Genomic DNA, 23,664 nt, shown 5'->3' with positions numbered 1-23,664 from the left:
AGATCCATGGCACAGGTTGCGATCGTCGGCAGCGGATTCATCGGGCGGGCCTGGGCGATCAGTTTCGCGCGCGCCGGTCATGACGTCCGCATGTGGGACCAGTCCCGCGCCGCGACCGGCGGCGCGCGCGACTACATAGCCGGTGTGCTCGGCGATCTCGCTGCCAACGACCTGGTGCGGGGACAGTCCGCCGCCACCATGCTCGATCGCATCACTGTTGCCGCCGAACTCGGCGAGGCGCTGGCCGGCGCGATCCATGTCCAGGAGAACACGCCGGAAAATCTCGAGGTCAAGCGTGAGGTGTTTTCGCTGATCGACTCTGCTGCCGATCCGCGAGCGGTGATCGCCAGTTCCAGCTCGGCGCTGTTGCCGTCGAAATTCACCGACCATTTGCAAGGGCGGCATCGCTGCCTTGTCGTGCATCCGATCAATCCGCCCTACCTCATTCCCGCCGCCGAGGTCGTACCAGCGCCGTGGACATCGGCCGAGACGCTCGAAAGAACACGCGCCTTCCTCATCGAGGCCGGCCATGCGCCGCTGGTGATGAAGCGCGAACTCGACGGGTTCATCATGAACCGCCTGCAGGGCGCGTTGCTGGAGGAAGCGTTCCGGCTCGTCGCCGACGGCTATGCCAGCGTCGAGGACGTCGATATCGGCATCCGCGACGGGCTGGCGCTGCGCTGGTCCTTCATGGGACCGTTCGAGACCATCGACCTCAACGCGCCCGGCGGCGTGCGCGACTATGTCGAGCGTTACCAGGGCATCTATTCCAACATCTTCCCGCAGATGTTGCGCCGGGTCGACTGGGCGGGCGAGGTGATGGAGACGGTTGAGGCCGAGCGCGGCAAACGCCTGCCGAGGGAAAAACTAGGCGAGCGGCAAGTGTGGCGCGATCGCCGGCTGATGGCGCTGGCGGCGCACAAGAAGAAATCGGATCAGGAGTTCGGACAATGAAAGAAACCAGCCGCAAGCCCGGCGCCACGGTGGCCAGGGGCAAGGTCATCATCACCTGCGCGGTGACCGGAGCGATCCACACGCCGACCATGTCGCCTTATCTGCCTATCACGCCGGACCAGATCGCGTCGGAAGCGATCGCGGCGGCCGAGGCGGGAGCGGCAATCCTGCACCTGCATGCCCGCGATCCCGAGACCGGCAGGCCCGACCAGACGCCGGAGGCTTTTGCCCGCTTCCTGCCGCGCGTCAAGCAAGGCACCAATGCCGCCATCAACATCACCACCGGCGGCAGTCCCTACATGAAGGTCGAGGAGCGGGTGAAGCCGGCCGCTCAGTTCAAACCGGAAGTGGCCTCGCTCAACATGGGTTCGATCAATTTCGGGCTCTACCATCTCGCCGACAAATACGAGACCTTCAAATTCGACTGGGAAAAGCCGCATTTGGAAGCGACGCGCGATCTCGTCTTCCGCAATTCGTTCAAGGACATCGAATACATTCTGGCGACTTGCTACGACAACGGCACGCGCTTCGAGTTCGAGTGCTACGACATCGCGCATCTCTACAACCTTTCCCATTTCGCCGATCGCGGGCTGGTGAAGCCGCCCTTCTTCGTGCAGTCGGTGTTCGGCCTGCTTGGGGGCATCGGCACGCATCCGGAGGATGTCGCCCATATGAAGCGCACCGCCGACCGCTTGTTTGGCGACCAGTTTCGCTGGTCGGTGCTCGGCGCCGGCGCCAGCCAGTTGCGCATCGCCGCGCAGTCGGCGGCGCTTGGCGGCAACATCCGCGTCGGGCTGGAGGACAGCCTGTGGGCCGGCAAGGGCAAACTCGCCAAATCGAATGCCGAGCAGGTCGTGCTGGCGCGCAAGATCATCGAAGGGCTTGGCATGGAAGTGGCGACACCGGACGAGGCGCGCGAAATCCTGTCATTGAAGGGCGGCGACCAGGTCGCCTTCTGACGCGGCCCGCTGCCGCGCTTTCCCGGGACGGCGTCCTGCGCGGCAGCCTATTCGCCATCACCGGCCTTGGGCGTCGTCGACCGTCACGAGGCGACGCGCGGCAGCAAGCGCGTCGTTGATCGCGAGAGTCTCCGCCGCGAAGCATTGCTCTCCCGTTACAGCGGGCGGTCATTCGAGCGTTCAGCAGTTGGTCGATCAAGCGTCGACAGAGTTCCCTTTGGAAAGCCCACCCTGACCCGTGGGAAAGCATAGATCCGGGGTGATCCGGCATCGTCCTGTGCTGCCTTGGTTCGCTGGGGCTTCCTGTTCTTTGGTACCACATCTATTGTATATCAGAGGGAATGAAATTACCGATGTAACACTTCGATTGAAGGCGAGGGGGGCGCCGAATGATGACTTTCAACTTCCGGGGGCCACCCGCGGGCGACGGCGATATGTCGGCCGAATGCCAGGACCAGTTGCTGCCTCTCATCAATGAGATCGTCCAGGCGGCGGTGGCCGCCGGCTGGAATCGGGACGACGTTCTTCTGGCTTTCGTGGAACTCGCCTGGGATCTGTACGAGAAACGGCGCGGTGATCTGTAGCAGCGGCCGCCGATAACCGGATCCACACCGCAGGCGTCGATCTCGCGGACAGGTTATGATCCGCGCAGGCTGCGCCAACGGCCTCAATCAGTCGTTGACGAGAATACAGAATCGCATGACCGATCGTGTCGGGACCGATCGGCGAAACTCCGGATGACGAGGCGTCGCGCCAGGCGAAAATGAACGCTCGTCAACTCCTATTCGCTGGCCATTTTTTCTTTCTTTCCTCGAATAAAGATTTTTCTTTGCGCGTGGGAGTTCTTCCCAAGCCAAGGTGTGTGCGTTACGCTGCGTTCGGGTCGGGAAAAGGGTATTCGAAGTAGCGTCGATACGGCTGAGGCAGCGCGAATGAACAATGCGGACGAGGCTCGGGAAAGCGGCGTTTCCCGAGGCATCGATCGGGAGCGGACAGCTCGATACGTCCTGGACATCATTCCTGAAAGTGCCGGTCCGCGAAGGGCCACCGCGCAAGGAAGCGTGATCTATTCCGTTCGCGGGCCAGGCTCGCAGGCATTCCCGGCCAAGGAACACTCCGTAGGCATTCGTGCTTGCGCCCATACGCAAGTTGAGGGCCTCGCTCGGCAGCGACAAGCTCCAGCAATACGATGCGCCGGTCGGGTGTCTCGTCATCAATCCCGCCGGCGTGGACAGCAATCTTGCCTGGTCCGCGACCAGGGAAAATGCCCTGGTCTCCATCTCTCCCGAAGCGCTGTCGGCTTTGGCTGCTCATGAGTTCGACATCGGCGATCCTCGCCGGGTTTCGGATCAAAGTCATTTGGCCTCCACCATGAAGAAATACAGGGGAAGGACACCAACTGGTTATGCTTCCGCCAGAAACTGAGGCGCTTCTGCGCCTGCAACCGGAAACGATTACGGCCAGGAGTCCAAGAGAAAACCGGACGGCTTCGCCGGGAGAGCCGCGCCGCGCAGTATGGCAAAGCCGCCCCATCAGGTGCCCGGGGCTCGGAGACCGGGATTTCCTGCAAGGAAATCGGTGTTCTGCAAAATACGTCCATCGCGAATGCGCCCATGGTCGAGGCGAGAAATTGATCGATGCGCCCGGATGCTTCGAGCATTGCCACCGGCATGGATGTCGAGGGGAGTGGGATATCTCTTGCCGGCTCGCCCTCACCACCGTCCGTCCGGCTTGTTCGAACAATTCCACCGGCCCGGACAATTCCCCCGGTAATGGCGGTCCAGACTGGTCCATCACGATTTATTTTTCCGGGAACCGCGTGGACGCCGCCAAGGTTTGGCTTGCGCAGGGACCCCTCAGGAGGCCGAAACGGTGCGGCGCGATGATGCCCCCCCAAGATGGATTGCGGATGTGGTGAGACAGCCGCTGGCGAATGTAAAAGGCGGGCTTTCCGCCAGCAGTGCGGGCAAGGTGCGGGACTTCCTGGATGAGAACTTCTCGCGCAAGCTGGCGATTTCCGAGATGGCCGCGGTCTGCGGGCTTTCATCCTATCACTTCGTGCGGGCCTTCTCGCGGACGTTCGGGATGCCGCCGCATCAGTATATTCTCGATCTGCGGCTGGATTTTGCGGAGAGACTGCTTGCCGAGAGCAGCCTGGCGATCGCCGACATTGCCCATCTCAGCGGTTTCTCGAGCCAGAGCCATTTCACCACCATGATGAAGAAATACCGGCATGTAACGCCACTGCGGTCGCGCTCGAACAAGCTTATCTCGAAGACCAGGTGACGGATAGGCTGCGGCATATCTCGGAAATATAGGTGATACCTATTAAAGTTCCGGCTAAAGTAATAAGCCGTTAACCTCTGCCGAGTTGTTCCGCGATTTTTTCTTACGACACAGCAAGATCGTGAAATACCGCGCACAAGAATCATGTCTTTCTGCCGCTTGGGGGAATTGTCTGACATTTTCATGCCGACTGGCGCGCTGAGAGGGACCATGACCGACAATTGCATCTCACGTCACTCGTTTGTCCAGCATCGCGCGGCGCTTTTCGCCAGTCACTGGATCGCGAATGCCGATCCTAGCTCCCGCTCGGCCCGGCGCCGCCTGACGGCTGTACTGCGCATGGCGTCCCGCGTTCTAGGCATGCGTCGTAAAGATCGGGGTATCGGTGCGATTGGGGCTGTTTTCGGCGCCTTGGGGCTGGTTATTGCGCCTCAGGCATTTGGCCAAGTTATTCCAGGCGGTAACTATACAGCGGGCGCCGGAACGGCGAGTGGTGCCAACGGCATCGCGATCGGTTGCACAGGATATACGGCCACCGTCGGAGCGCCGACGGGAGGCATGGCCATCGGCTGCCGAGCGATTTCCAACGGGAATAATTCAGTTGCGATCGGAGTCGATGCGCAAACCCAAGGCGGCGGGGCTGTCGCCATGGGTCAAGGATCCGCGGCGACCGCGCAGAATTCGACTGCCGTAGGCAACTTCGCTGCTGCGAGCGGGCTGCGCGCGAGCGCTTTCGGCACAAACACCGTTGCGTCCGGATTGGATTCTCTCGCCCAAGGCAGCTTCGCCGCCGCTGGCGCCCAGAACGCAGTGGCTCTCGGCTTCCAGGCACAAGCCACGCAGCTAAATTCGGTCTATCTCGGTTCGCGCACCGTTGCTGGAACAGGAGCGCTGGCACAGAGCGCCATCGGTATCGGCACGGATGTTACAGCATCCCAGGTCGACGCCATCGCGGTCGGACGTTCATCCGTTGCGTCGGCTCAATATTCGGTGGCTCTCGGCCTGAGCGCAAAAGCCACCGGCGCCGGCGGCGCGATGGCGCTGGGCCAGGGCACGATCTCGAGTGGCACCAATTCGGTAGCGATCGGCGTTCAGGCCAGTGCCACCTTGGCCGGCGCCAATGCTTTGGGTACCTTCTCAGTCGCTTCGGGAGGTAACTCCACGGCGGTCGGCACCAGTTCCACCGCCAGCGGCGCCAATTCGTTCGCCGGAGGCTGGGGATCTGTCGCCAGCGGTGCCAATTCCACTGCCGTAGGACGTCAGGCCGCCGCGATCGGCACAAGCGCCACGGCGATGGGTGATGCAGCCAAGGCCTGGGGCAACCAGTCCATCGCATTCGGCGTGAACGCGCAGGCAGGCGTTCAGGCCAACACGGCCCTGCCCAACAGCATCGCGATCGGCACCAATTCGCTTGCTTCCGGCGGCTTCGGCGTCGCGCTCGGCCAGGCCACTCAGGCCACTGCCGACTTTAGCACGGCAGTCGGCAATGGGGCCGTTGCCAGCGGCGCGAACGCCTCCTCATTCGGCGTCCTGGCCAGCGCGACGGCAAATAATACCCTCGCCGCCGGCGTCAACGCCGGTGCCAGCGGAGCCGGCAGTACCGCTCTCGGCAGTGGTGCCCGAACCACCGCCGTGAATGCCGTCGCTGTCGGCGCTGGGACGAGCGCGTCCGGGATAAACTCCGTCTATATCGGCCAGACCAGTTTTGCGACGAGCGCCAGCGGACAGAGCGCCATCGCCGTCGGCACGGACGTGACGTCATCCGGGGACGACGCCCTTGCGATGGGGCGTGAAAGCGCGGCGACTGCAACCAACGCCATCGCGGTCGGTCTCCAGTCTTCCGCTGATACCGCCGACTCCGTCGCCATCGGCACCAGGGCGATCGCGACCGGGGGGAAGGCTGTCGCAATCGGCGCAGACAACGTTGCTTACGGCGACGGCGCGGTGGCCATCGGCGATCCTAGCTTCGCCAGCGGCACCGGCGCCTTTACCGGCGGCGCCAACAACATCGCCAACAGCGACGGCACGGCAACCGCCACCGCGGCCAATACGGCCAACGGTGCTGTCGCCATCGGCAACAGCAACAAGGCGATCGGGCAAGGCTCCGTCGCGCTGGGCAACGGCTCCACTGCGGGTGCCGCCGGCCTCGCCGGCAATGTCGCGCTCGGCAACGGTGCGGCGGCGGCGGCAAGCTCCGGCGACGTGGCGCTCGGCTCGGGTTCGGTGACCGCCGTAGCGGTCGGCACGCCCAACGCGGTGATCAACGGCACCACCTACGCCTTCCAGGGCACCAACCCGACCTCGACGGTCAGCATCGGCGCGCCCGGCGCGGAACGCACTATCACCAATGTCGCCGCGGGGCGGATCAGCTCGACGTCGACCGATGCCATCAACGGTTCGCAGCTCGCCGCCACCAACCAGGCCGTCGACGCCATCGGCACCACGCTCAGCACCATCGGCAGCGGCGTGACCAATCTCGGCAACACGATCAACAACATCGCCGGTGACACCTCGACCGCCTATACCGACGCCAATGGCGTGGGCATCCGCTATGCCCGCACCAACGAGGCCGGACTGGCGCAAACGGACTCCTTCGCACAGGGCGTCGGCTCCACGGCCGTCGGCTACCAGGCGACCGCGACCGGCGTCAGCGGGCTGGCGCTCGGCCGCGACAGCGCGGCCAGCATCGACGGCAGCGTGGCACTCGGTTCGGGCTCGGTGTCCGATCGCGCGATCGCTCCCGCTTCCGGGCAGATCGCCGCAGGTCCGTCGAACTTCATCCAGTACAACACCACCGACAAGGTGCTGCTCGGCGCCGTTTCGGTCGGTACCGCCACCTCCTACCGGCAGATCACCAACGTCGCCGACGGCACGCAGGACCAGGACGCCGTGACGGTGCGCCAACTGGCGGGGGCGATCGCTGCGGTCTCTGCCACCTCGACGAAATATTTCCATGCCAATTCGACCGCTGGCGATTCGCTGGCGGTCGGAGCGGAATCGGTCGCGGTCGGTCCGACCACGGTCGTCAACGGCGACAACGGCGTCGGCATCGGCAATGGCGCCATCGTCGACCAGACGGCGCCAGGCGGCACGGCCATCGGCCAGAACGCTCATGTGATGCTGGCCGACGGTATCGCGCTCGGCACCGACTCGACCGCATCGGGCATCCAGTCGGTGGCGCTCGGCGCCGGCGCCCAGAGCACCTTCGCCAACAGCGTCGCACTGGGTGCCTCGTCGATCACCTCGGTTGGCGCGCAGGCCGGCTACACCGCCTTTGGCCTGACCGCTCCGCAGACCTCGGCTGGCGAAGTGTCGATCGGCGCCGCGGGCGCCGAGCGCAAGCTCACCAATGTCGCGGCGGGCTCGGCCGGGACCGATGCCGTCAACGTCTCGCAGCTGCGCGGCGTCTCGCAAAACGTTTCCAACCTGTTCGGCGGCGGCACCACGGTCAATCCCGACGGCTCGATCACCGGCCCGACCTACACCATCCAGGGCAACAATTATTCGACCGTCTTTGATGGTTTCACTGCCGTCGACAATGCGCTGACCAACATCAACAATGGCGGTGGCATCAAGTATTTCCACGCCAATTCGACGCTGGCCGACTCCACCGCCAGCGGCACCGACAGCGTCGCGATCGGGCCGGCCAGCGTGGCCAGCGGTACCAACAGCCTTGCCGCCGGCAATGGCTCGACAGCCACGGGGCAGGGCGCGGTGGCACTCGGCCAAGGCGCCAAGGCCAACAACGCCAGCGATGTGGCGCTCGGTTCGGGTTCGGTGTCGCAGACCGCCGTCGGCACGTCCAGCACGGTCATCAACGGCAAGACCTACGCCTTCGCCGGCACGAACCCGACCGGGACCGTCAGCGTCGGCGATGCCGGAACCGAGCGGACGATCACCAATGTCGCCGCCGGGCGCGTTTCCTCCGGCAGCACCGATGCGATCAACGGGTCGCAGCTCTACGCCACCAACACGGCGATCGAGGACCTGACCAAGACGATCGGCGGCATCGGCGGCACCGTCCAGAACACCGTGCAATACGACACCGTCAACAATCCGGACGGATCGACGACCAAGACCAACAAGATAACGCTGCAGGGCGGCGACCCGAATGCACCTGTCGTCATCTCCAATGTCGGCCCCGGCGTTACCGGCACCGACGCGGTCAACGTCAACCAGCTGAACCAGGGGCTGGCCACGAGCATCAACACATCCAACACCTATACCGACAAGGTGGCTGCAACCACCCTGCAGCAGGCTAACAACTATACCGACCAGAAGCTCAGCCAGCTGAATTCCGACATCAGCGGCATCAGGGACGAAGCACGGCAGGCGGCGGCAATCGGACTGGCGGCAGCCTCGCTGCGCTATGACGACCGTCCCGGCAAGCTGAGCGTGGCAGCCGGCGGCGGCTTCTGGCGGGATTCGAGCGCCTTTGCCTTCGGCGCCGGCTACACCAGCGAGGATGGCCGCATCCGTGGCAATTTGTCGGGCACGGCGGCGGGCGGCAATGTCGGTGTCGGCGCCGGCCTGAGCTTCACCTTGAACTGAGGCGGACAACAGGGCGGCAATGAAAAGGCGAACCGGCCATGACAGGCTAGACGCAGACTCGGGAAAGCCGTTTGGCTTTCCTGGATTTGCCATGGCATGCCTGACCTGCCTGGCGCTTGCCGGCGGGCTGGCGCCGGCTGCCGGGCAGGTGGCTTCGCCCTACAGGATCAAGCCCTCCGAGGTGGTCGTGCCTCCCGATGTGAAGCTCGGACAATATCAGCGCACCATCCGTCCTTTCGAGAACTGGACGCTGATCTGCGACGAGAACCTCAAGGCGCGCAAGAAAGTCTGCAATGTCTCGCAGGTGATCGAGGACGGCGCCGGCAAGATGGCGTTCAGCTGGTCGCTCGCCGCCACCCAGGACGGCAAGCCCTACATGATCCTGCGCACCGCGCCGAACGCCAGGAGCGATGGGCTGGTGTCGCTGAAGTTCGATGGGCGCGCCGAGCCGATCGATGTGCATCTGAACGGCTGCAACGAAATGGTCTGCGTCGGCATGCTGCCGGTGGGACCCCTGATGCGCCAGGAGATAGCGCAGAAGGCGACGCCGGCTATCTCCTACCCGACCGCCGATGGCCAGACCATTACCGTGACCGCAACGCTCAAGGGGCTGTCCGAGGCCCTTGCGCCAATCAAATAACCGAGGCAGCACCGTGAGCCAGCAAGACCCGTTCATCTCCGCGACGCGCAGCAATCCGACCGTCGAGCCGGATCGGCGACGGGTTGTCGAGCCGGACCGCAAGAGAACCGTCGAGCCGCCGCGGCGGTGGCCGCGAGTCATTGGATTTTCGCTGCTGGGGCTGGCCATGATGGGCATTGGCTTTGCCGGCGCGAACTATGCCGCGATCGCCGGTCTGGTCGGCAGCCCGACGGCCGCTCAGGCCGAGGCGGCCGCCCCTCCCGCGCTGCCGGACTCGCCCTTTCTCCAGCACGTCAAGCAGGCCGGCGTGCAGGCCTGCTCGACCGTCTTTCCGGTGCTCGGACAGCTTTTGACGACGGGCTCGAAATACAGCGTCAAATCCCTGTGGAACGACCAGGCCGCCGACAAGCACGCCGTCCAGGCCTTTGTCGGCATGGACTATGCCACGGACCGTTACAGCGGGCCGGCGGCCGGCGTGGTGTTCGCATCGCCCACCGCTTCTGGCTGCGAGGGCGCGATGGTGCGGGTGGCGCCGTTCGCCAGCCCGTGCGCGGACATTCCGTCCGTTCTTCCGCAAGGCAGCAAGATCACCGACCACCTCGGACAGGTCGAAGTGTACGAGCTTGGCGGCAACACGGGCGAAGCGCTTCTGCTGCCGACGGGCAACACATGCGTGGTGATTTCCATCGCATCGGCGGCCAAGTGAGGATGTCAGGCGAATGGGCGAGACGCCCTGGAAAGGATTGCGGACCATGAAGTCGCGACGTTTGACAGTCTTGTGCATGGCCTTGCTGTGGAGCGGGCAGGTCGTCTCGGCCGATCTGGTGGAGCCGTCCGAGCCGCCACAGGAGGAGAAAGGCATCTGGGCGGCAATCGCCTATTCCCAGACCGACACCAAGTACGGCTTCTTCTGGGGCGCCGACAAGCGGCAGAAAGCGAAGGACATTGCGCAGAAATATTGCGAGAATGCCGGTGGAAAAGCCTGCAATGTCGTTGCCGTGTTCCGCAATCACCGCCATTGGACGGACGACGACGAGACCGGATTTCCCTACAAGCACTGCGGGGCGCTCGCCGTGGCCGACAAGGTGGAGCACCGGTTCACCCCCTGGGGCGTGAACTCCGCCGAAACGCGCCGCGAAGCCGAAGATCTCGCCTTGCAGGCCTGCGAGGCAGGGGGGATCCAATGCAAGATCCGCGAATGGGTCTGTACGTGAGAATAACGGCGTCTCGAAGCCGACACTTTGGGCATTTGCCCGGCACCGAAGAGAAGGCCGCATTCATTGGTTCGTAGACATTTTTCGCTGAAGGCAGCCGCCATCTGCGCGGCGACCTTCTCCGCTTCGCTACCGGCTGCTTTCGCGCAACAGCAGCAGGCTGGGTCGCTTCCGAATGGCGCATCGTCGCTCCAGGAAACCTATCAGGACTGGCAGCTGGCCTGCGTCATACAGGACAATGCCCGGGTCTGCACGGTCACGCAGGACCAGACGCAGAAAAACGGCCAGAGGCTTCTGGCCGTGGAGTTGCGCGCGGCGCAGAAGGGCGGATTGATCGGAACCTTGCTGCTGCCCTTCGGCATCCTGTTCGATCCCGGCGTGGCGGCCCAGATCGACGACCAGCCGCCTGTCGGGCCGTTGAAGTTCAGGACCTGCCTGCCGAATGGCTGCGTGGCGCTGTTTCCGATCGACCGGGCGCTGATGCAGAAGCTCAAGGCAGGTAGCGAGCTCAAGCTCGACGTCACCACAGCGGCCGAGACCCCGCTGAGTTTTCCGGTGTCGCTGAAAGGCCTTGGCGCCGCCCTTGATCGCATGGTCGCGCTCAGCGCGCGTTGAGGAGCAAGGCGACAGCGGCCCGAGCCTTGTAGCGAAGGAACGAACGCGCAGCCCTCGGATCAAGACAGCAGGATTTTCCGGCGAGCGAAGGTCTCGGCGATAGCGAGAACCGCGGCGTGTATCGGCCCCGCGGTGAGACTGGGCATGACCGACGCGTCAACGACAAAAAGATTGTCGAGCGCCTTGAGCTTGAGATTCGCATCGACGACGGCGTCCGGGTCCTTGCCCATCCTGCAAGTGCCGCAGGGATGGTGATGCGTGATGACCGACCGCGCGATGAAGTCATCCATTTGAGCCGCACTGTTCAGGGTGCCTGGCAGGAGCTCGCGCTCTCGCCAGCCAGCGAGTTCATCTCGATGTCCGATTGTCCGGGCTGCCTCGAGCGCCCCGCGAAACAGCGCACGGTCCCGACCACTTTGCAGGTATGCGGGGTCGATGATCAATCGATCGTCGAGTTCCGGCCCGCTTATGCGCAGACTGCCGCGGCTCGTCGGATGGGTGATCCCGAACAGCAGCGAATATGCCGTGCCAGCGGCCGGCGCCTGAAAGCGTTCGGACACGATCGGCGCGACGCCGCAACCAACGACAATTTCGGGCTGGCCGGTGCCGGTAAACCCGTCGGCCCGCATATAGGCCATCGACTCCGAGTGCTGGAGGCGCGAGGGGGGAACGGGCTTGCGGGCCGCATAGAGGTTGCCGGCACCAAGCAGGTGGTCCTGAAGGTTTCGGCCGATCTCCGGCATATCGATCACGCAGCTGACGCCCGCGGCGTCGAGTATATCGTGCGGACCGATGCCCGAGCGCATCAGCAAGGCCGGACTTTCCAGCGCGCCGGCGCAAAGCACGATTTGATCCGCAAGGATTTCGACCCGACCCTGCCGCCCCACGACCTCGAGGCCGCGGACCTGATTGCCCTCCAACTTGAGCCGCCGCACCCGCGATCCCGTAAGAATGGTCAGGTTCTTGCGGCTTCGAACCGCCGGCGTGAGCCAGGCGTCGGCCACCGTGACCCGCAGACCGTCTCGAATGTTCAAAGAGTTCGGGGTGACGCCGATCATCTGTCCGCTGTTGTGACCCTCAAGACGCGGCAGGCCGAGCGAAGCGCCGGCTTCGATGAACGCGCGTGCGACCGGACTTACCTCGTCGGTCGGCAAATGGACGGGCATCGGCCCGCCCTTGCCGTAAAGGCCGTAGCCACCGAGCGGGTGATCCTCGATGGCTTGAAACGCGGGCAGCAATCCATTCCAGCTCCACCTGTCATCGCCGGTCGCGTCGACCCATGCCTGGAAGTCGAGGGGATGGCCGCGCATGTAGCCCATCGCATGCAGGCAGCTCGAGCCGCCCACCAACCGCCCGCGCGCCCAGTGATGCACCCGGCCCGCAGTCCCGGTTTGCGGCTCCGTGCGATAGTCCCAATCGTAGCCGCGCCCCTGAAGCGCCGGCCAGGCGGCGGGGTTCCAGATGTCGGGGTCCGCCGCCTCTTCGCCCGCCTCGATCAGCAGAACGCGACTGTCCGGCTCTTCACTCAGTCGTGCTGCAAGCAACGCGCCAGCCGACCCGCCGCCGACGATGACGATATCGGCATCCCGTTCGCGCTCAAAATTCGCCCTGGTCATCATCACTCCATCTGCCGGCTTTGACGGCCGGCATGTCTAACCCCGACGGGGTGAGCCCCGCCTGATTCGCGTTCGGCGGACCCTCGATCCGCAACGTCATGAAGGATTTCGAGTTTTCAGACGGAGCAACCGCCTTCCGAAAAACTCAAATCGCGCTGTCCATGGACATCTTCGCTGCCGCTTTCGCCTTCAACAGGTGATTCTTCGAGGCTTTGCGCGCGGCCTTCTCATCGCCGGCGGCGATGGATTCGAATATCTCCTTCATCTCCGCCAGGCTGCTTTGTGCCCGGCCTTCCAATGACATCGATCGTCCTCGAAAGAAGCTGATCCTGGCCACCAGGCCGCGATGGACTTCCTCAAGAATGGGATTCCCGCAATTCGAGAGTATGATCGAATAGAAGTCCGCGGCGGTCGTGACCTGCGCCAGGCTGTCATTGCTGGATGCCGCCTCTTCGAACGCGGAAAGAGACTTCTCGAGTTCAAGCAACTGCTCCGGGGAAATTCTCGACGCGCATCGTCCCGCCGCCTCGACTTCCAGCAGCTCTCGAACCTCGTAGATGGCGGTTGCCACCTCCCACGAAAGTGACGGTATTGATGGCCCGCGGTTGGGTACAATCTCGATCAGGCGCTCGGCCTCGAGACTGCGCAAAGCTTCCCTCAGCGACGGGCGACTGATGCCGAGCTGTGTGCACAGCTGACTTTCGATGAGGCGGCTTCCCGGCTGGAACACTCCGGAGAAGATAGCGAGCCGTAACTTGTCGACGGTCTCCCGCTGCACCGTCCGTGGCGAAATCCGCAAATTCAAATCTGGAGGCATGGGCAACGTCTCATAGGTTTGAGTCGCAATCTCCGCGGCACCATACGCGACGCGGTGGAAAATAGCCAGATTGTCAAATCTGAAGATTGCAAGAATGTCAGACAATCTTCTTGACGTGCTCCCGGCTGTATGATCCTTTTGAAGGAGACGGGCAGTGATGGTGAGGATCATGAACATGGCGGCAGAGATAGCTTGCGACCCATTTGGCTCGCGACGCATCGACACCGGCAGCATCGCCTTGAACGTGCGCGAGACGGGCAACGGCCCGTTGATGCTGTTTTTCCACGGCATAACCTCCAACTCGGCGGTCTTCACGCCGTTGATGGCTCGGCTCTCGGATCGTTTCACGACCGTAGCTGTCGACCAGAGGGGGCATGGCCTCAGCGACAAGCCGGAAAGCGGCTACGAGGCGAATGACTATGCTGACGACATTGCCGGCCTGATCCGCACGCTCGACCGGGGTCCTGCCATCCTCGTCGGACATTCGCTTGGCGCGAGGAACTCCGTCACCGCCGCCGTGAGATATCCGGATCTGGTGCGCTCGGTCGTCGCAATCGATTTCACGCCATATATCGAGACCGAGGCGCTTGATGCGCTGGAAGCCCGCGTGAATGCGGGAAGCCAGCTTTTCCAGGATATCGATGCCGTCGAAGCCTATCTTGCCGGCCGCTATACCAACATTCCCGCCGCTGCCATCAAGATCCGAGCCGAGAGCGGCTATCATCGGGTCGACGGCGGGCTGCGGCCATTGGCGTCGCCCGAGGCCATGGCCCGGACAGCCAAGGGCCTGCGATCAGACCTGGCGCCCGCCTATCGGGACGTGACGAAGCCCGTCCTCATCGTTCGGGGCGAGGCGAGCAAATTGGTTTCGGCGGCGGCGCTTGCAAAAACAAGCCGGTTGCGGCCGGATCTGCCCGTGGTCGTCGTTCCGGGCGCCGACCATTACGTCAACGAGGTTTCTCCCGAGATCACGTTGAAAGCCATCACGAATTTCATCGACGCCTGACGGCCCAGCACGCCGTCTTCTTGTACGCAGCATCAGGATAGAAAATGGCCAATGTAAACAGAACCCAGGGTAAGGCGCGCCGTGCCGAGGTCGCTGGCGGCGGCTTTGCCGGCCTGACAGCGGCCATCGCTCTGAGGCAAAACGGCTGGGACGTCAGGCTGCACGAAAAGAGCTCGGAGCTCCGGGCCTTCGGCGCGGGTATCTATCTCTGGCACAATGGCCTTCGCGTGCTGGAGGGACTGGGCGCCCTGGATGATGTTCTCCAAGGTTCGCACACGCCTCCCACCTACGAGACCTGGATGCACAACAAGTCGGTTTCCAAGGAGACGTTCAACGGTCTGCCCTGGCGCATCATGACCCGCAGCCATCTGCATGATGCCCTGGTCAACCGCGCCCGTGCGCTGGGCGTCGACATATCGGTCAATTCGGAGGCGGTCGCCGCCGATCCGGAAGGCCGCCTGACGCTTCAGACCGGAGAGGTGCTCGAGGCCGACCTGATCGTCGGCGCCGACGGCGTTGGCTCCAAGGTCAGGGATTCCATCGGCTTCAAACAGGACCGATGGGTTTCCAAAGACGGTCTCATCCGACTGATTGTCCCTCGCAAAAAGAAGGAACTCGGTCACGGCGAGTGGGACAACACCATTGACATGTGGAACTTCTGGCCACGCGTTCAGCGCATCCTCTACTCGCCCTGCAACGAGAATGAGCTCTATCTCGGCCTCATGGCTCCGGCCGCCGATCCGCGGGGGTCGCAGGTTCCGATCGACCTCGAGGTTTGGGTCGAGATGTTTCCTTTCCTGGAGCCCTGCCTGATCGAGGCGGCGAAGCTGAAAACCGCCAGGTACGACAAGTACGAAACGACCAAGCTGGACAGCTGGACAAGAGGCAAGGTCGCCCTCGTGGGCGATGCCGCGCATGCGATGTGCCCGGCTCTTGCCCAGGGCGCCGGTTGCGCGATGGTCAATGCCTTCAGCCTCTCGCAGGACCTGGAGGCGGGCTCTTCGGTCGAGGACGCGCTCGTCGCGTGGGAAAAGCGCATTCGCCCGATCACCGATCGCTGCCAGGCGCTGTCCGGCGACTACGCGGCGAACCGCTCGCTCTCGAAGGGAAACATGTTCACGCCGGCAGCTCTGGAAGCGGCCCGCTACGACCCGCTGCGCGGCGTCTTCTCATGGCCGCAGTAAGCTCGGACCGGCGGTCAACGAATTAATCGGCGCGTGCGGAAACTGCGCGCACCCTTCAGGAGATAAAAATGAACTATTCCAGTGAAGTCGAACGGGACTATGACGTCAGGGGTTGGTACGCCTCGGTCCAGGAAAGCCGGCATGACGGCGGCCAGCCTGGCGAGACCCTCGTCAAAGTCGCGACTGGCGTCGTCATACGCAATCCGTACGCCGGAAAGTTCGTCGCCGAACTGTCCGAGCTGACGAATCCGAGCTCAGCCATCGGTCATGCGCTCGGTGAGCGGGCCGTGGCGCTGCTCGGCAACAGGCCGGTCGAAAGCTATGGCAAGGGCGGTATCGCGGGCACATCAGGCGAACAGGAGCATGTCGTCGCCTGCATCACCACGGTGTTCGGAGATCCGCTGCGGCAGCAGGTCGGGGGCGGCAAGGCCTGGATTTCGTCAGTCAGCAAGGTCGCCGCCGCCGGCACATCCATCGATATCCCACTCGCCCACAAGGACGAGCTCTACATCCGTTCCCACTATGATGCGGTCACCTTTTCGGTGCCGGATGGCCCGCGCCCCGATGAGCTTTTGATCTGCGTCGCCGTCGCATCGGGTCCGCGCGTGCATCAGCGCGTCGGAGGCAAAACCGTCGCCGACCTCAAGGTCGGTGTCTAGTTCGATCGAAATTGGCGAAGGACGAATTCCATGCCCCTGAACATCAAGGACCTCAAGATTACATCGGCTGATTTCAAGCCGCTCGGGAAATTGCGCGACGAGCATGCCGGCGACAAGGGCAATGTGTTGCCCAGGCTTACGGTCAGCGGCGTGCCGGCAGGCGCGAAGGAACTCGCGGTCATCTGCCATGATCCCGATGCGCCCTTGCCCAACGGCTTCACGCACTGGGTCGTCTACGGCATCGATCCGTCGACCACCGATCTTTCGGACGCGCAGGAAAAATTCCGCGTCGGCCCCAACGGCGCCGGCGGCAAGCAGTATTACGGGCCTCAGCCGCCCGCTGGCCATGGCGAACATCACTACTACTTCTGGGTCTATGCCTTGGACACCCACGTCGAAGGGTCACCCACCAGGGAGGAGTTCCTGCAGAAATATGCCGGCAACATCATCGAGCAGAATCGGATCGTCGGCATCTACGAAAACAAGTGAAATCCGCGGCGCCGGCGACCGATAACAACAACAAGAATGGTCGCTGTCACCGCAATGGGAGAATTGGAAATGAGAGACAACGGCCCCGTGCACCAGAAGGTCTTCGAAGAGCTGGTCACAGCGACGAAGATCCTTCTGAACGAAGGCATTATGGATACGTTCGGCCACATCAGCGCCCGTGACCCGAAGGATCCCGAAAGCTTCTTCCTGGCCCAGAAGCTTGCTCCGAGCCTGATTACCGTCGACGACATCCAGCGTTTCAATCTCGACGGCGAGACGTCGGATAACAGACCCTCCTATCTTGAGCGCTACATCCACAGCGAGATCTATAAGGCGCGGCCCGACGTTCAGTGTGTGCTCCACACCCATTCTCCGGCTGTCCTGCCGTACTGCTTCGTCGATACGCCGCTTCGGCCGGTCACCCACATGGGCGCATTCATCGGCGAGTCGGTCCCGGTCTACGAGATTCGCGACAAGAATGGCGACGAGACGGATCTCTTCGGCGGCAGCCCCGGGGTCTGCGCGGATATCGCCGAAAGTCTCGGCAACCAGACCGTGGTCCTCATGGCGCGGCATGGCGTCGTCAATGTCGGCAACTCAGTGCGGGAGGTCGTCTTCCGCGCCTTCTATCTCGAACAGGAAGCGGCAGCGCTCACGGCCGGCCTGCGGATCGGCAATGTCAAATATCTGTCGCCGGGCGAGATAAAGACCGCAGGAAAACTCGTCGGTGCCCAGATCGATCGAGGATGGAATCACTGGTCGCAGCGTCTCAGGCAAGTGGGCCTTGCCTGATCCTTGAACATGGCCTGGAAGAGCTTGGTCCGAGCCAAGCTCTCCGGTCTCGATCTCGATAATTCTCTGGCGCCCGAGCGTCAGGCGAAAGCAACAAAAGCATGCCGCACGCGGAAAGTTACGACTACGTTATCGTTGGGGCCGGATCGGCCGGTTGCGTGCTCGCCAACCGGCTGAGCGCCGACCCCGGACGTTCGGTGCTGTTGCTGGAGGCCGGCGGCTGGGATCGCGACCCCATGATCCACATACCGCTCGGCTGGGGCAAAATCCTGACCGAGCGCCGCCATGACTGGATGTATTTCTGCGAGCCGGAAGACAATGTCGGCGGCCGCAGGGTCGAGTGCGCGCGCGGCAAGGTGATCGGCGGGTCGTCGTCGACCAACGCCATGGCCTATGTGCGGGGCAATCGCGGCGACTACGACCGTTGGGCGGCCAGCGGGCTCCAAGACTGGTCGTACGATAAGGTGCTGCCGTATTTCCAGAAGCAGGAAAGCTGGGAAGGGGGCGGCAACCGTTTTCGTGGTGGCAATGGTCCGGTCAGCACGCAGTTCTGCCGCTACAAGGACACGCTGATCGACGCCTTTGCGCAAGCCAGCGTCGAGGCGGGTTATCCGCAGACGGACGACTACAATGGTGAGCGGCAGGAAGGGTTCGGCCGCCTGCAGATGACGATTTCGAAAGGCCGGCGCAGCTCGACCGCGTCCGCCTATCTGCGGCCGGCCCTGAAGCGGCCCAATCTGACCGTCCTGACCGGAGCGACGGCGACGAAGATCACCCTGCAGGGCACGCGCGCCACCGGGGTGGTGATGAACCACGGCGGCGGCGAACGGACGGTCGTCGCCCGCAAGGAAGTCCTGCTCTCGGGCGGCGTCATCAACACGCCGCAACTCCTGATGCTGTCCGGCATCGGGGCGCCAGAGGAACTCGCGGCGCACGGTATCCAGACGCGGGTCGATCTGCCGGCGGTGGGCAAGAACCTGCAGGATCACGTCTCGGTCATCCTCATGTACCGACGCCGGGCTCCGGGCGGCCCTTTCCTTCGCAACATGCGTGCCGATCGGATCGGGTTCGATTTCGCCAAGACCTACTTCACGGGTCGGGGTTTCTCGGGCGATGTTCCCGGCGGCGTTGTCGCCTTCCTGAAAAGCGGTCCGGAACGGCCGTTACCCGATGTGCAACTGCTGTTCACGGCGGCTCCGCTTGCCGCGTGGCCATACCTCAAGCCGTTCAAGGCGCCATTTCCGGACGGTTTCGCCACGCGGATCGTGGCGACGCAGCCTGAAAGCCGGGGGGCGGTGAAACTGGCCTCGGCCGATCCTCTCGCGGCGCCGCTGATCCATCAGAATTTCCTCGCTTCGCCGAAAGACTGGGAATCCCTTCGGGCCGGTTTCCGGGTGGCGAGGGATCTCGCGGCGCAGCCCTCCATGCAGCCCTTCATCGATGCGGAGTTCTTTCCCGGTCCCAAATGCCAGAGCGACGAGGAGATCGACGAGCATATCCGCAAGACCTCCATCACCGTGCATCATCCGGCCGGGACATGCCGGATGGGGGCCGATACGGCCTCGGTCGTCGACCCGCAATTGCGCCTTCGCGGCGTCGACGGCCTGAGGGTGGTGGACGCGTCGGTCATGCCCGACCTGGTCTGCGGAAACATCAATGCGGCGGTGATCATGATTGCCGAGAAGGCCGCCGACCTCATCGTGGCATCAAAAGCAGCAACGGAAAGCAGGGCAGCGTGATGATCCAACGTATCGCCATCATCGGTCTGGGGACGATGGGGCCAGGCATAGCCGCCCGGCTCGCCAGGGGAGGCCTGCAGGTCGTCGCCTACGATGTTGCCCCGGCGGCGATCGAGCGCGCGGGGGCCATGCTGGGCGTGGCCGAGACCGTTCTGGATTCCCTGGGTATCGCGGTGCCTCCGGCCGGTGCCGGAACGGTCCGCTTCACGGATGATATCGCGGACGCGGTATCGGGTGCCGACCTCGTCATCGAGAACGTTCCTGAAAACATCTCGATCAAGGCCGATGTCTATCGCACGATCGACAGCCTGATCGCATCGGACACGATCGTCGCGTCCGACACGTCGGGCATCCCGATCACCAAGCTGCAGGCGCATATCTCGCATCCCGAGCGGATGGTGGGCATGCACTGGTCGAACCCGCCGCACATCATCCCGATGATCGAGGTGATCGCCGGCGAGAAGACGGCGCCGCGGACCGTGGCCGTTATCCGCGACCTGATCCGCTCGATCGGCCTCTTGCCGGTGGTGGTCAAGAAGGACGTTCCGGGCTTCGTCGAGAACCGCGTGCTCTATGCGCTGCTCCGCGAGGCGGTCGACCTCGTCGAGCGCGGTGTCATCGAGCCGGAAGATCTCGACACCTGCGTGTCCTGGGGCATCGGTTACAAGATCGCCGTGATCGGGCCGATGGCACTGCTCGATATGGCGGGCCTCGATATCTACAAATCCGTCTCGTCCTTCCTCAACGCCGATCTTTCCAATCGCGACGACGTCGCGCCGATGGTGCTGGAAAAGACGAATGCGTCGAAGCTCGGCATCAAGTCGGGGGAGGGCATGTTCTCCTATACGCCCGAGCAGATCAAGGCGCTGCAAGGCGAGCGGGCGGGCAAACTCGTCGCGGTGCGGCGCATCCTGGAAGGCCGGGAGTAGCCAATGACACATCGTGCTCACAAGGCCGGTCGGATTTTGGCGCCGCATGGAGGATCAAACCATGCGTGTTGAGACCATTCGAGCAGCCGGCGGCCGGCCGGCCCATATCCGTCACGACGACCTGATCTCCGCCAAGGGCGTTTCGGTGGTCATGGCCAGGCAACTGGTTCTGCAGAACATCGATCTTTCGGTGCCGAAGGGATCGTTTGTTTCTCTCATCGGTCCTTCCGGCTGCGGCAAGAGCACCTTGCTCAAGGTTCTGGCCGGGCTGGTAAATCCGACAAGCGGCAGCGTTTCGATCGCCGGGCTTTCGCCAGTCGAGGCGGCGCGCAAGCGCATGATCGGCCTCGTCTTCCAGGACGCCAACCTGCTGCCGTGGAAGAATGCCGTCGACAACGCATCCATGCTGCTCGGCATCGCCGACAAGTCGCTGTCGCGCGCGGAGCTGCGGGCACGCGGACAGGAGATGCTTGAGCTGGTGGGCTTGGGCGATTCCGCCCACAAGCGTCCAAACGAATTGTCGGGTGGCATGCGCCAGCGCGTCGCCATCGCGCGGGCCCTGGCGCTCGATCCGGCGGTGCTGCTGATGGACGAGCCGTTCGGCGCGCTCGACGCCATTACCCGCGATTCGATGGGCCAGTCGCTGCTGGAGATCTGGCAACGCACCGGCAAGACCATCGTTCTCGTCACGCATTCGATCGACGAGGCCATTCATTTGTCCCGCCATGTCCATGTACTTGGGATCAAGCCCGGCCGGATCACCGAGAGCCTCGACATTGGCCTGCCCTATCCACGCGATCTGTCGGTGACGGAAGATCCGGAGTTCGTCAGGCTGGTGGTTCAACTGCGCACGATGCTGCGCGCCAGCCATCAACCGGGAGGCGCGTCATGAGCGATCAACCCATCACCAACCTCTCCGAGACGCGGCCTGCTTCCAGCTGGAGTGCGGCTACGGGCAGCTGGCTCCCGGCGGTCATACTTCTGCTGGCGACGATCGTCGTATGGGAAGCCGTGGTGCGGATCTTCGCCATCTCCGCCTACATCATTCCCGCCCCGTCCGAGATCGCGCAGTCGCTGGTCGCGCAATGGGCAACGCTGATGCAGGCGACCCTGGTGACGGCGGGCGAGATCCTGTTTGGTTTCCTTGTCTCCGTCGTGGTCGGCGTCGCCATTGCGCTGGTCATCGTGCGCTTCGACTGGCTGGGGCGAGCGCTCTATCCGCTGGTGGTGCTGTTCCAGAACGTGCCCAAGGTGGCGCTGGCGCCGATCTTCATCCTCTGGTTCGGCTATGGGCTCGCGCCCAAGATCGGGCTGATCCTGGTCATCGCCTTCTTCCCCGTGACATTGTCGATGCTGGCCGGCATGCAATCGGTCGACCGCTCGCTGCTGTCGCTGATGAATTCGGTCGGCGCCAGCCCGACGCAGATCCTGTTCAGGATCCGCGTCCCGCATTCGCTGCCGAACCTGATGGCGGGAACCAAGATCGCGGCCACTCTGAGCGTGATCGGCGCCATCGTCGGCGAATTCGCCGGCGCCTCGGACGGGTTGGGCTACGTCATCCAGTTCGCCTCGACCCAGCTCGACACCGCGCTGGTCTTCGCGGCGCTGCTGCTCGTCTCCGTGCTCGGCATCGCCTTCTACTACGCGGCCGAAATCCTCGAACGCATCGTGGTGCCCTGGGCACCCAAATTCAGCCAGGCCTAGGCCTCTCGATCAACCACCGACAATAAAAGGGAACAAAAATGCTGAGACGCTCACTTATCAAGGTAGCCACGCTTGCGGCATTTGCCGGGGCGCTTGGCTTCTCGAACGCGGCGCTGGCGGCGGACAAGGTCACTGTCCAGCTCGACTGGGTCGTTCGTGGCAACCACGCCATGTTCTTCGTCGGCAAGGAAAAAGGCTTCTTCGCCAAGAACGACATCGACGTCGCCGAAATCCGCAAGGGTTCGGGTTCGCCGGATGCCATGCGGCTGGTGGGCAACGGGAACGCGGATTTCGGTTTCGGCGATCTTCCCACGCTTGCCGTCGCGCGCTCGCAGAACGTTCCGGTGGTGGCGGTGGCCGCCGTCAACCAGCACTCGCCGCTGGCGATCATGTCGCTCGCCAAGACGGTGAAGCTCGCCAAGCCGGCTGATCTCAAGGGCCTGACCATCGGCATCCATCCGGCGGGCTCGACATACATCTTCTTCAAGGGCTTCCTGGCGGCCAATGGCCTGACCGAGAAGGACATGACGCTGAACAGCGTCTCGCCGCCCTATGAGAGCTATCTGCTTCTGGGCCGGGTCCAGACCGTGGTCGGCTATGTCGACGCCGAGGTGCCCGAACTGGAGGCCAAGGCGGGCGGTCCGGGTTCGCTCAGCATCATGATGGGCGCCGACCATGGCTGGAAGGCTTATGGCTCCGGCCTGTTCACCTCGGAGGCGATGATCAAGGACAAGCCCGACGTCGCCGCCCGCTTCGTCAAGGCTTACAGGGAAGCCTTCGACTATGTCGTCGCCCATCCGGAAGAAGCTGCCGAGATCACGGCAAAGGCTGCTCCGGGCTATGCGGACAAGAAGGATGTGCTGCTGGCGCAAATCAACGCCGACATCGCCTCGACCTTCAACAGCCCCGACACCAAGGACCATGGCCTCGGCTGGATGACGAAGACGCAGTGGGAGGAAACCCTGAAGACGCTCACCGACCAGGGCGTACTCAAGGCGGCGCTGTCGGCCGACGACGTCTTCACCGACAAGTTCCTGGCGAAGGAATAAGGCACGATGTTCCGGGCGGACGCATCAATGAGCGCCTACCGGCACGCCAGGCCGTCCTGCAGCATGCTGCAGGACACCGCGCGCGCGCCCTTGGCGGCGTCGGTCCGGTCGAGCGCGATCTGCGCGCGGGTGGCGTATGCGCGGCCAGCCAGGCCGCACCACAGCCGCTCGACCGGCAGGTTCTCGCGCTTGTCGTTGAGAATGGTGAAGGTGCCGGTCTTGGGGTCGAACCAGAGTTCGATGCGAGCGCTCTTGCCCGGCTCGATCGTGGCGATCCCTTCCGAATACCAGTGGGCAAAGTCGGCGTTGCAGGACACGCCTTCCGTGCCCGCATTCGAAATCGTCAACGGCACCATGTCGAGCCCGTCGGTGCCCTTGCGGACAATCACATGGTGCAACTCAACCGCGTTGGCGAGCGATGTGAACGCCAAAATCACGGGAAGGGCATAACGGATTTTCAC

At 63.5% G+C, this 23,664-nt stretch carries 23 protein-coding genes; 20 read left to right on the top strand and 3 right to left on the bottom strand.

Annotated features, from left to right (window positions below; all coding sequences use genetic code 11):
• Positions 1–6: 6 nt before the first annotated feature.
• The 10 genes from EN804_RS06420 to EN804_RS06375 all read left to right on the top strand — a co-directional run bounded on the left by EN804_RS06420 (position 7) and on the right by EN804_RS06375 (position 11,219).
• Positions 7–954 carry a 3-hydroxyacyl-CoA dehydrogenase gene (locus EN804_RS06420; RefSeq protein ID WP_135918941.1) on the top strand — a complete coding sequence of 316 codons (948 nt, stop codon included), beginning with the start codon at positions 7–9 and terminating at the stop codon, positions 952–954.
• Entirely contained in the window at positions 951–1,913 is a 963-nt protein-coding gene (locus tag EN804_RS06415; RefSeq protein WP_127869839.1) for a 3-keto-5-aminohexanoate cleavage protein, read from the top strand. Before EN804_RS06420 ends, EN804_RS06415 begins: the two co-directional genes overlap by 4 nt.
• 389 nt (positions 1,914–2,302) lie before the next feature.
• Positions 2,303–2,497, top strand: coding sequence for a hypothetical protein (locus tag EN804_RS06410; protein WP_127869838.1), 195 nt, complete (start codon positions 2,303–2,305; stop codon positions 2,495–2,497).
• 565 nt (positions 2,498–3,062) lie between these two features.
• The gene (locus tag EN804_RS37905; protein ID WP_246693375.1) at positions 3,063–3,338 is read left to right on the top strand and encodes a hypothetical protein; all 276 of its coding nucleotides are present in this window, start codon (positions 3,063–3,065) and stop codon (positions 3,336–3,338) included.
• A 447-nt stretch (positions 3,339–3,785) separates the two neighbouring features.
• Positions 3,786–4,199 (top strand): AraC family transcriptional regulator, encoded by a 414-nt coding sequence (locus EN804_RS06400; protein ID WP_245511693.1) that lies wholly within the window; start codon positions 3,786–3,788, stop codon positions 4,197–4,199.
• Positions 4,200–4,538: 339 nt separating this feature from the next.
• Positions 4,539–8,750 (top strand): YadA-like family protein, encoded by a 4,212-nt coding sequence (locus EN804_RS06395; RefSeq protein ID WP_246693396.1) that lies wholly within the window; start codon positions 4,539–4,541, stop codon positions 8,748–8,750.
• Positions 8,751–8,841: 91 nt separating this feature from the next.
• Positions 8,842–9,390 (top strand): invasion associated locus B family protein, encoded by a 549-nt coding sequence (locus EN804_RS06390; protein WP_135918939.1) that lies wholly within the window; start codon positions 8,842–8,844, stop codon positions 9,388–9,390.
• Between the two features lie 13 nt (positions 9,391–9,403).
• Positions 9,404–10,096: a hypothetical protein gene (locus EN804_RS06385; RefSeq protein ID WP_135918938.1), complete on the top strand. Its 693-nt coding sequence runs from the start codon at positions 9,404–9,406 to the stop codon at positions 10,094–10,096.
• Between the two features lie 46 nt (positions 10,097–10,142).
• Positions 10,143–10,604: a DUF4189 domain-containing protein gene (locus EN804_RS06380; RefSeq protein WP_135918937.1), complete on the top strand. Its 462-nt coding sequence runs from the start codon at positions 10,143–10,145 to the stop codon at positions 10,602–10,604.
• Between the two features lie 66 nt (positions 10,605–10,670).
• A complete protein-coding gene (locus EN804_RS06375) occupies positions 10,671–11,219 on the top strand; it encodes an invasion associated locus B family protein (protein ID WP_135918936.1) in 549 nt (182 codons plus the stop codon).
• Between the two features lie 59 nt (positions 11,220–11,278).
• Here the strand turns inward: EN804_RS06375 and EN804_RS06370 are convergent, their stop codons facing one another.
• Together EN804_RS06370 and EN804_RS06365 are read right to left on the bottom strand one after the other, a co-directional pair.
• Positions 11,279–12,835 carry a GMC family oxidoreductase gene (locus EN804_RS06370; RefSeq protein ID WP_135918935.1) on the bottom strand — a complete coding sequence of 519 codons (1,557 nt, stop codon included), beginning with the start codon at positions 12,833–12,835 and terminating at the stop codon, positions 11,279–11,281.
• 145 nt (positions 12,836–12,980) lie between these two features.
• The gene (locus EN804_RS06365) at positions 12,981–13,823 is read right to left on the bottom strand and encodes a GntR family transcriptional regulator (RefSeq protein WP_246693374.1); all 843 of its coding nucleotides are present in this window, start codon (positions 13,821–13,823) and stop codon (positions 12,981–12,983) included.
• Here EN804_RS06365 and EN804_RS06360 point away from each other — a divergent pair.
• From EN804_RS06360 to EN804_RS06315, 10 genes are all read left to right on the top strand, one after another.
• Complete coding sequence (locus EN804_RS06360) at positions 13,822–14,658, top strand: alpha/beta hydrolase (protein WP_127870023.1); 837 nt, start codon at positions 13,822–13,824, stop codon at positions 14,656–14,658. The two genes, EN804_RS06365 and EN804_RS06360, sit on opposite strands and share 2 nt — an antisense overlap.
• A 44-nt stretch (positions 14,659–14,702) precedes the next feature.
• On the top strand, positions 14,703–15,842 hold the full coding sequence (locus EN804_RS06355; RefSeq protein ID WP_127869832.1) for an NAD(P)/FAD-dependent oxidoreductase: 1,140 nt from the start codon (positions 14,703–14,705) through the stop codon (positions 15,840–15,842).
• A gap of 68 nt (positions 15,843–15,910) precedes the next feature.
• Complete coding sequence (locus tag EN804_RS06350; protein WP_127275691.1) at positions 15,911–16,501, top strand: amino acid synthesis family protein; 591 nt, start codon at positions 15,911–15,913, stop codon at positions 16,499–16,501.
• A gap of 30 nt (positions 16,502–16,531) precedes the next feature.
• Entirely contained in the window at positions 16,532–16,990 is a 459-nt protein-coding gene (locus tag EN804_RS06345; protein ID WP_135918934.1) for a YbhB/YbcL family Raf kinase inhibitor-like protein, read from the top strand.
• A 36-nt stretch (positions 16,991–17,026) separates the two neighbouring features.
• Positions 17,027–17,782 carry a class II aldolase/adducin family protein gene (locus EN804_RS06340; protein WP_246693373.1) on the top strand — a complete coding sequence of 252 codons (756 nt, stop codon included), beginning with the start codon at positions 17,027–17,029 and terminating at the stop codon, positions 17,780–17,782.
• Positions 17,783–17,883: 101 nt separating this feature from the next.
• Positions 17,884–19,521, top strand: coding sequence for a choline dehydrogenase (locus EN804_RS06335; protein WP_135918933.1), 1,638 nt, complete (start codon positions 17,884–17,886; stop codon positions 19,519–19,521).
• On the top strand, positions 19,521–20,450 hold the full coding sequence (fhmpcd1, locus tag EN804_RS06330; protein ID WP_135918932.1) for a 5-formyl-3-hydroxy-2-methylpyridine 4-carboxylate 5-dehydrogenase: 930 nt from the start codon (positions 19,521–19,523) through the stop codon (positions 20,448–20,450). Before EN804_RS06335 ends, fhmpcd1 begins: the two co-directional genes overlap by 1 nt.
• A gap of 61 nt (positions 20,451–20,511) precedes the next feature.
• Positions 20,512–21,342 (top strand): ABC transporter ATP-binding protein, encoded by an 831-nt coding sequence (locus tag EN804_RS06325; RefSeq protein ID WP_135865500.1) that lies wholly within the window; start codon positions 20,512–20,514, stop codon positions 21,340–21,342.
• Complete coding sequence (locus EN804_RS06320; RefSeq protein ID WP_135918931.1) at positions 21,339–22,154, top strand: ABC transporter permease; 816 nt, start codon at positions 21,339–21,341, stop codon at positions 22,152–22,154. The genes EN804_RS06325 and EN804_RS06320 overlap by 4 nt, the downstream gene beginning before the upstream one ends.
• A 38-nt stretch (positions 22,155–22,192) precedes the next feature.
• Positions 22,193–23,203: an ABC transporter substrate-binding protein gene (locus EN804_RS06315; protein ID WP_127869827.1), complete on the top strand. Its 1,011-nt coding sequence runs from the start codon at positions 22,193–22,195 to the stop codon at positions 23,201–23,203.
• A 35-nt stretch (positions 23,204–23,238) separates the two neighbouring features.
• On the opposite strand, the gene EN804_RS06310 is transcribed toward EN804_RS06315, so the two are convergent.
• Positions 23,239–23,664: a hypothetical protein gene (locus EN804_RS06310; RefSeq protein ID WP_135915092.1), complete on the bottom strand. Its 426-nt coding sequence runs from the start codon at positions 23,662–23,664 to the stop codon at positions 23,239–23,241.

The organism is Mesorhizobium sp. M8A.F.Ca.ET.161.01.1.1, assembly GCF_004792105.1.
Classification (GTDB): domain Bacteria; phylum Pseudomonadota; class Alphaproteobacteria; order Rhizobiales; family Rhizobiaceae; genus Mesorhizobium.
Note: the sequence above shows the minus strand (reverse complement) of the source record. Positions and strands in the feature narration are given on the sequence as shown.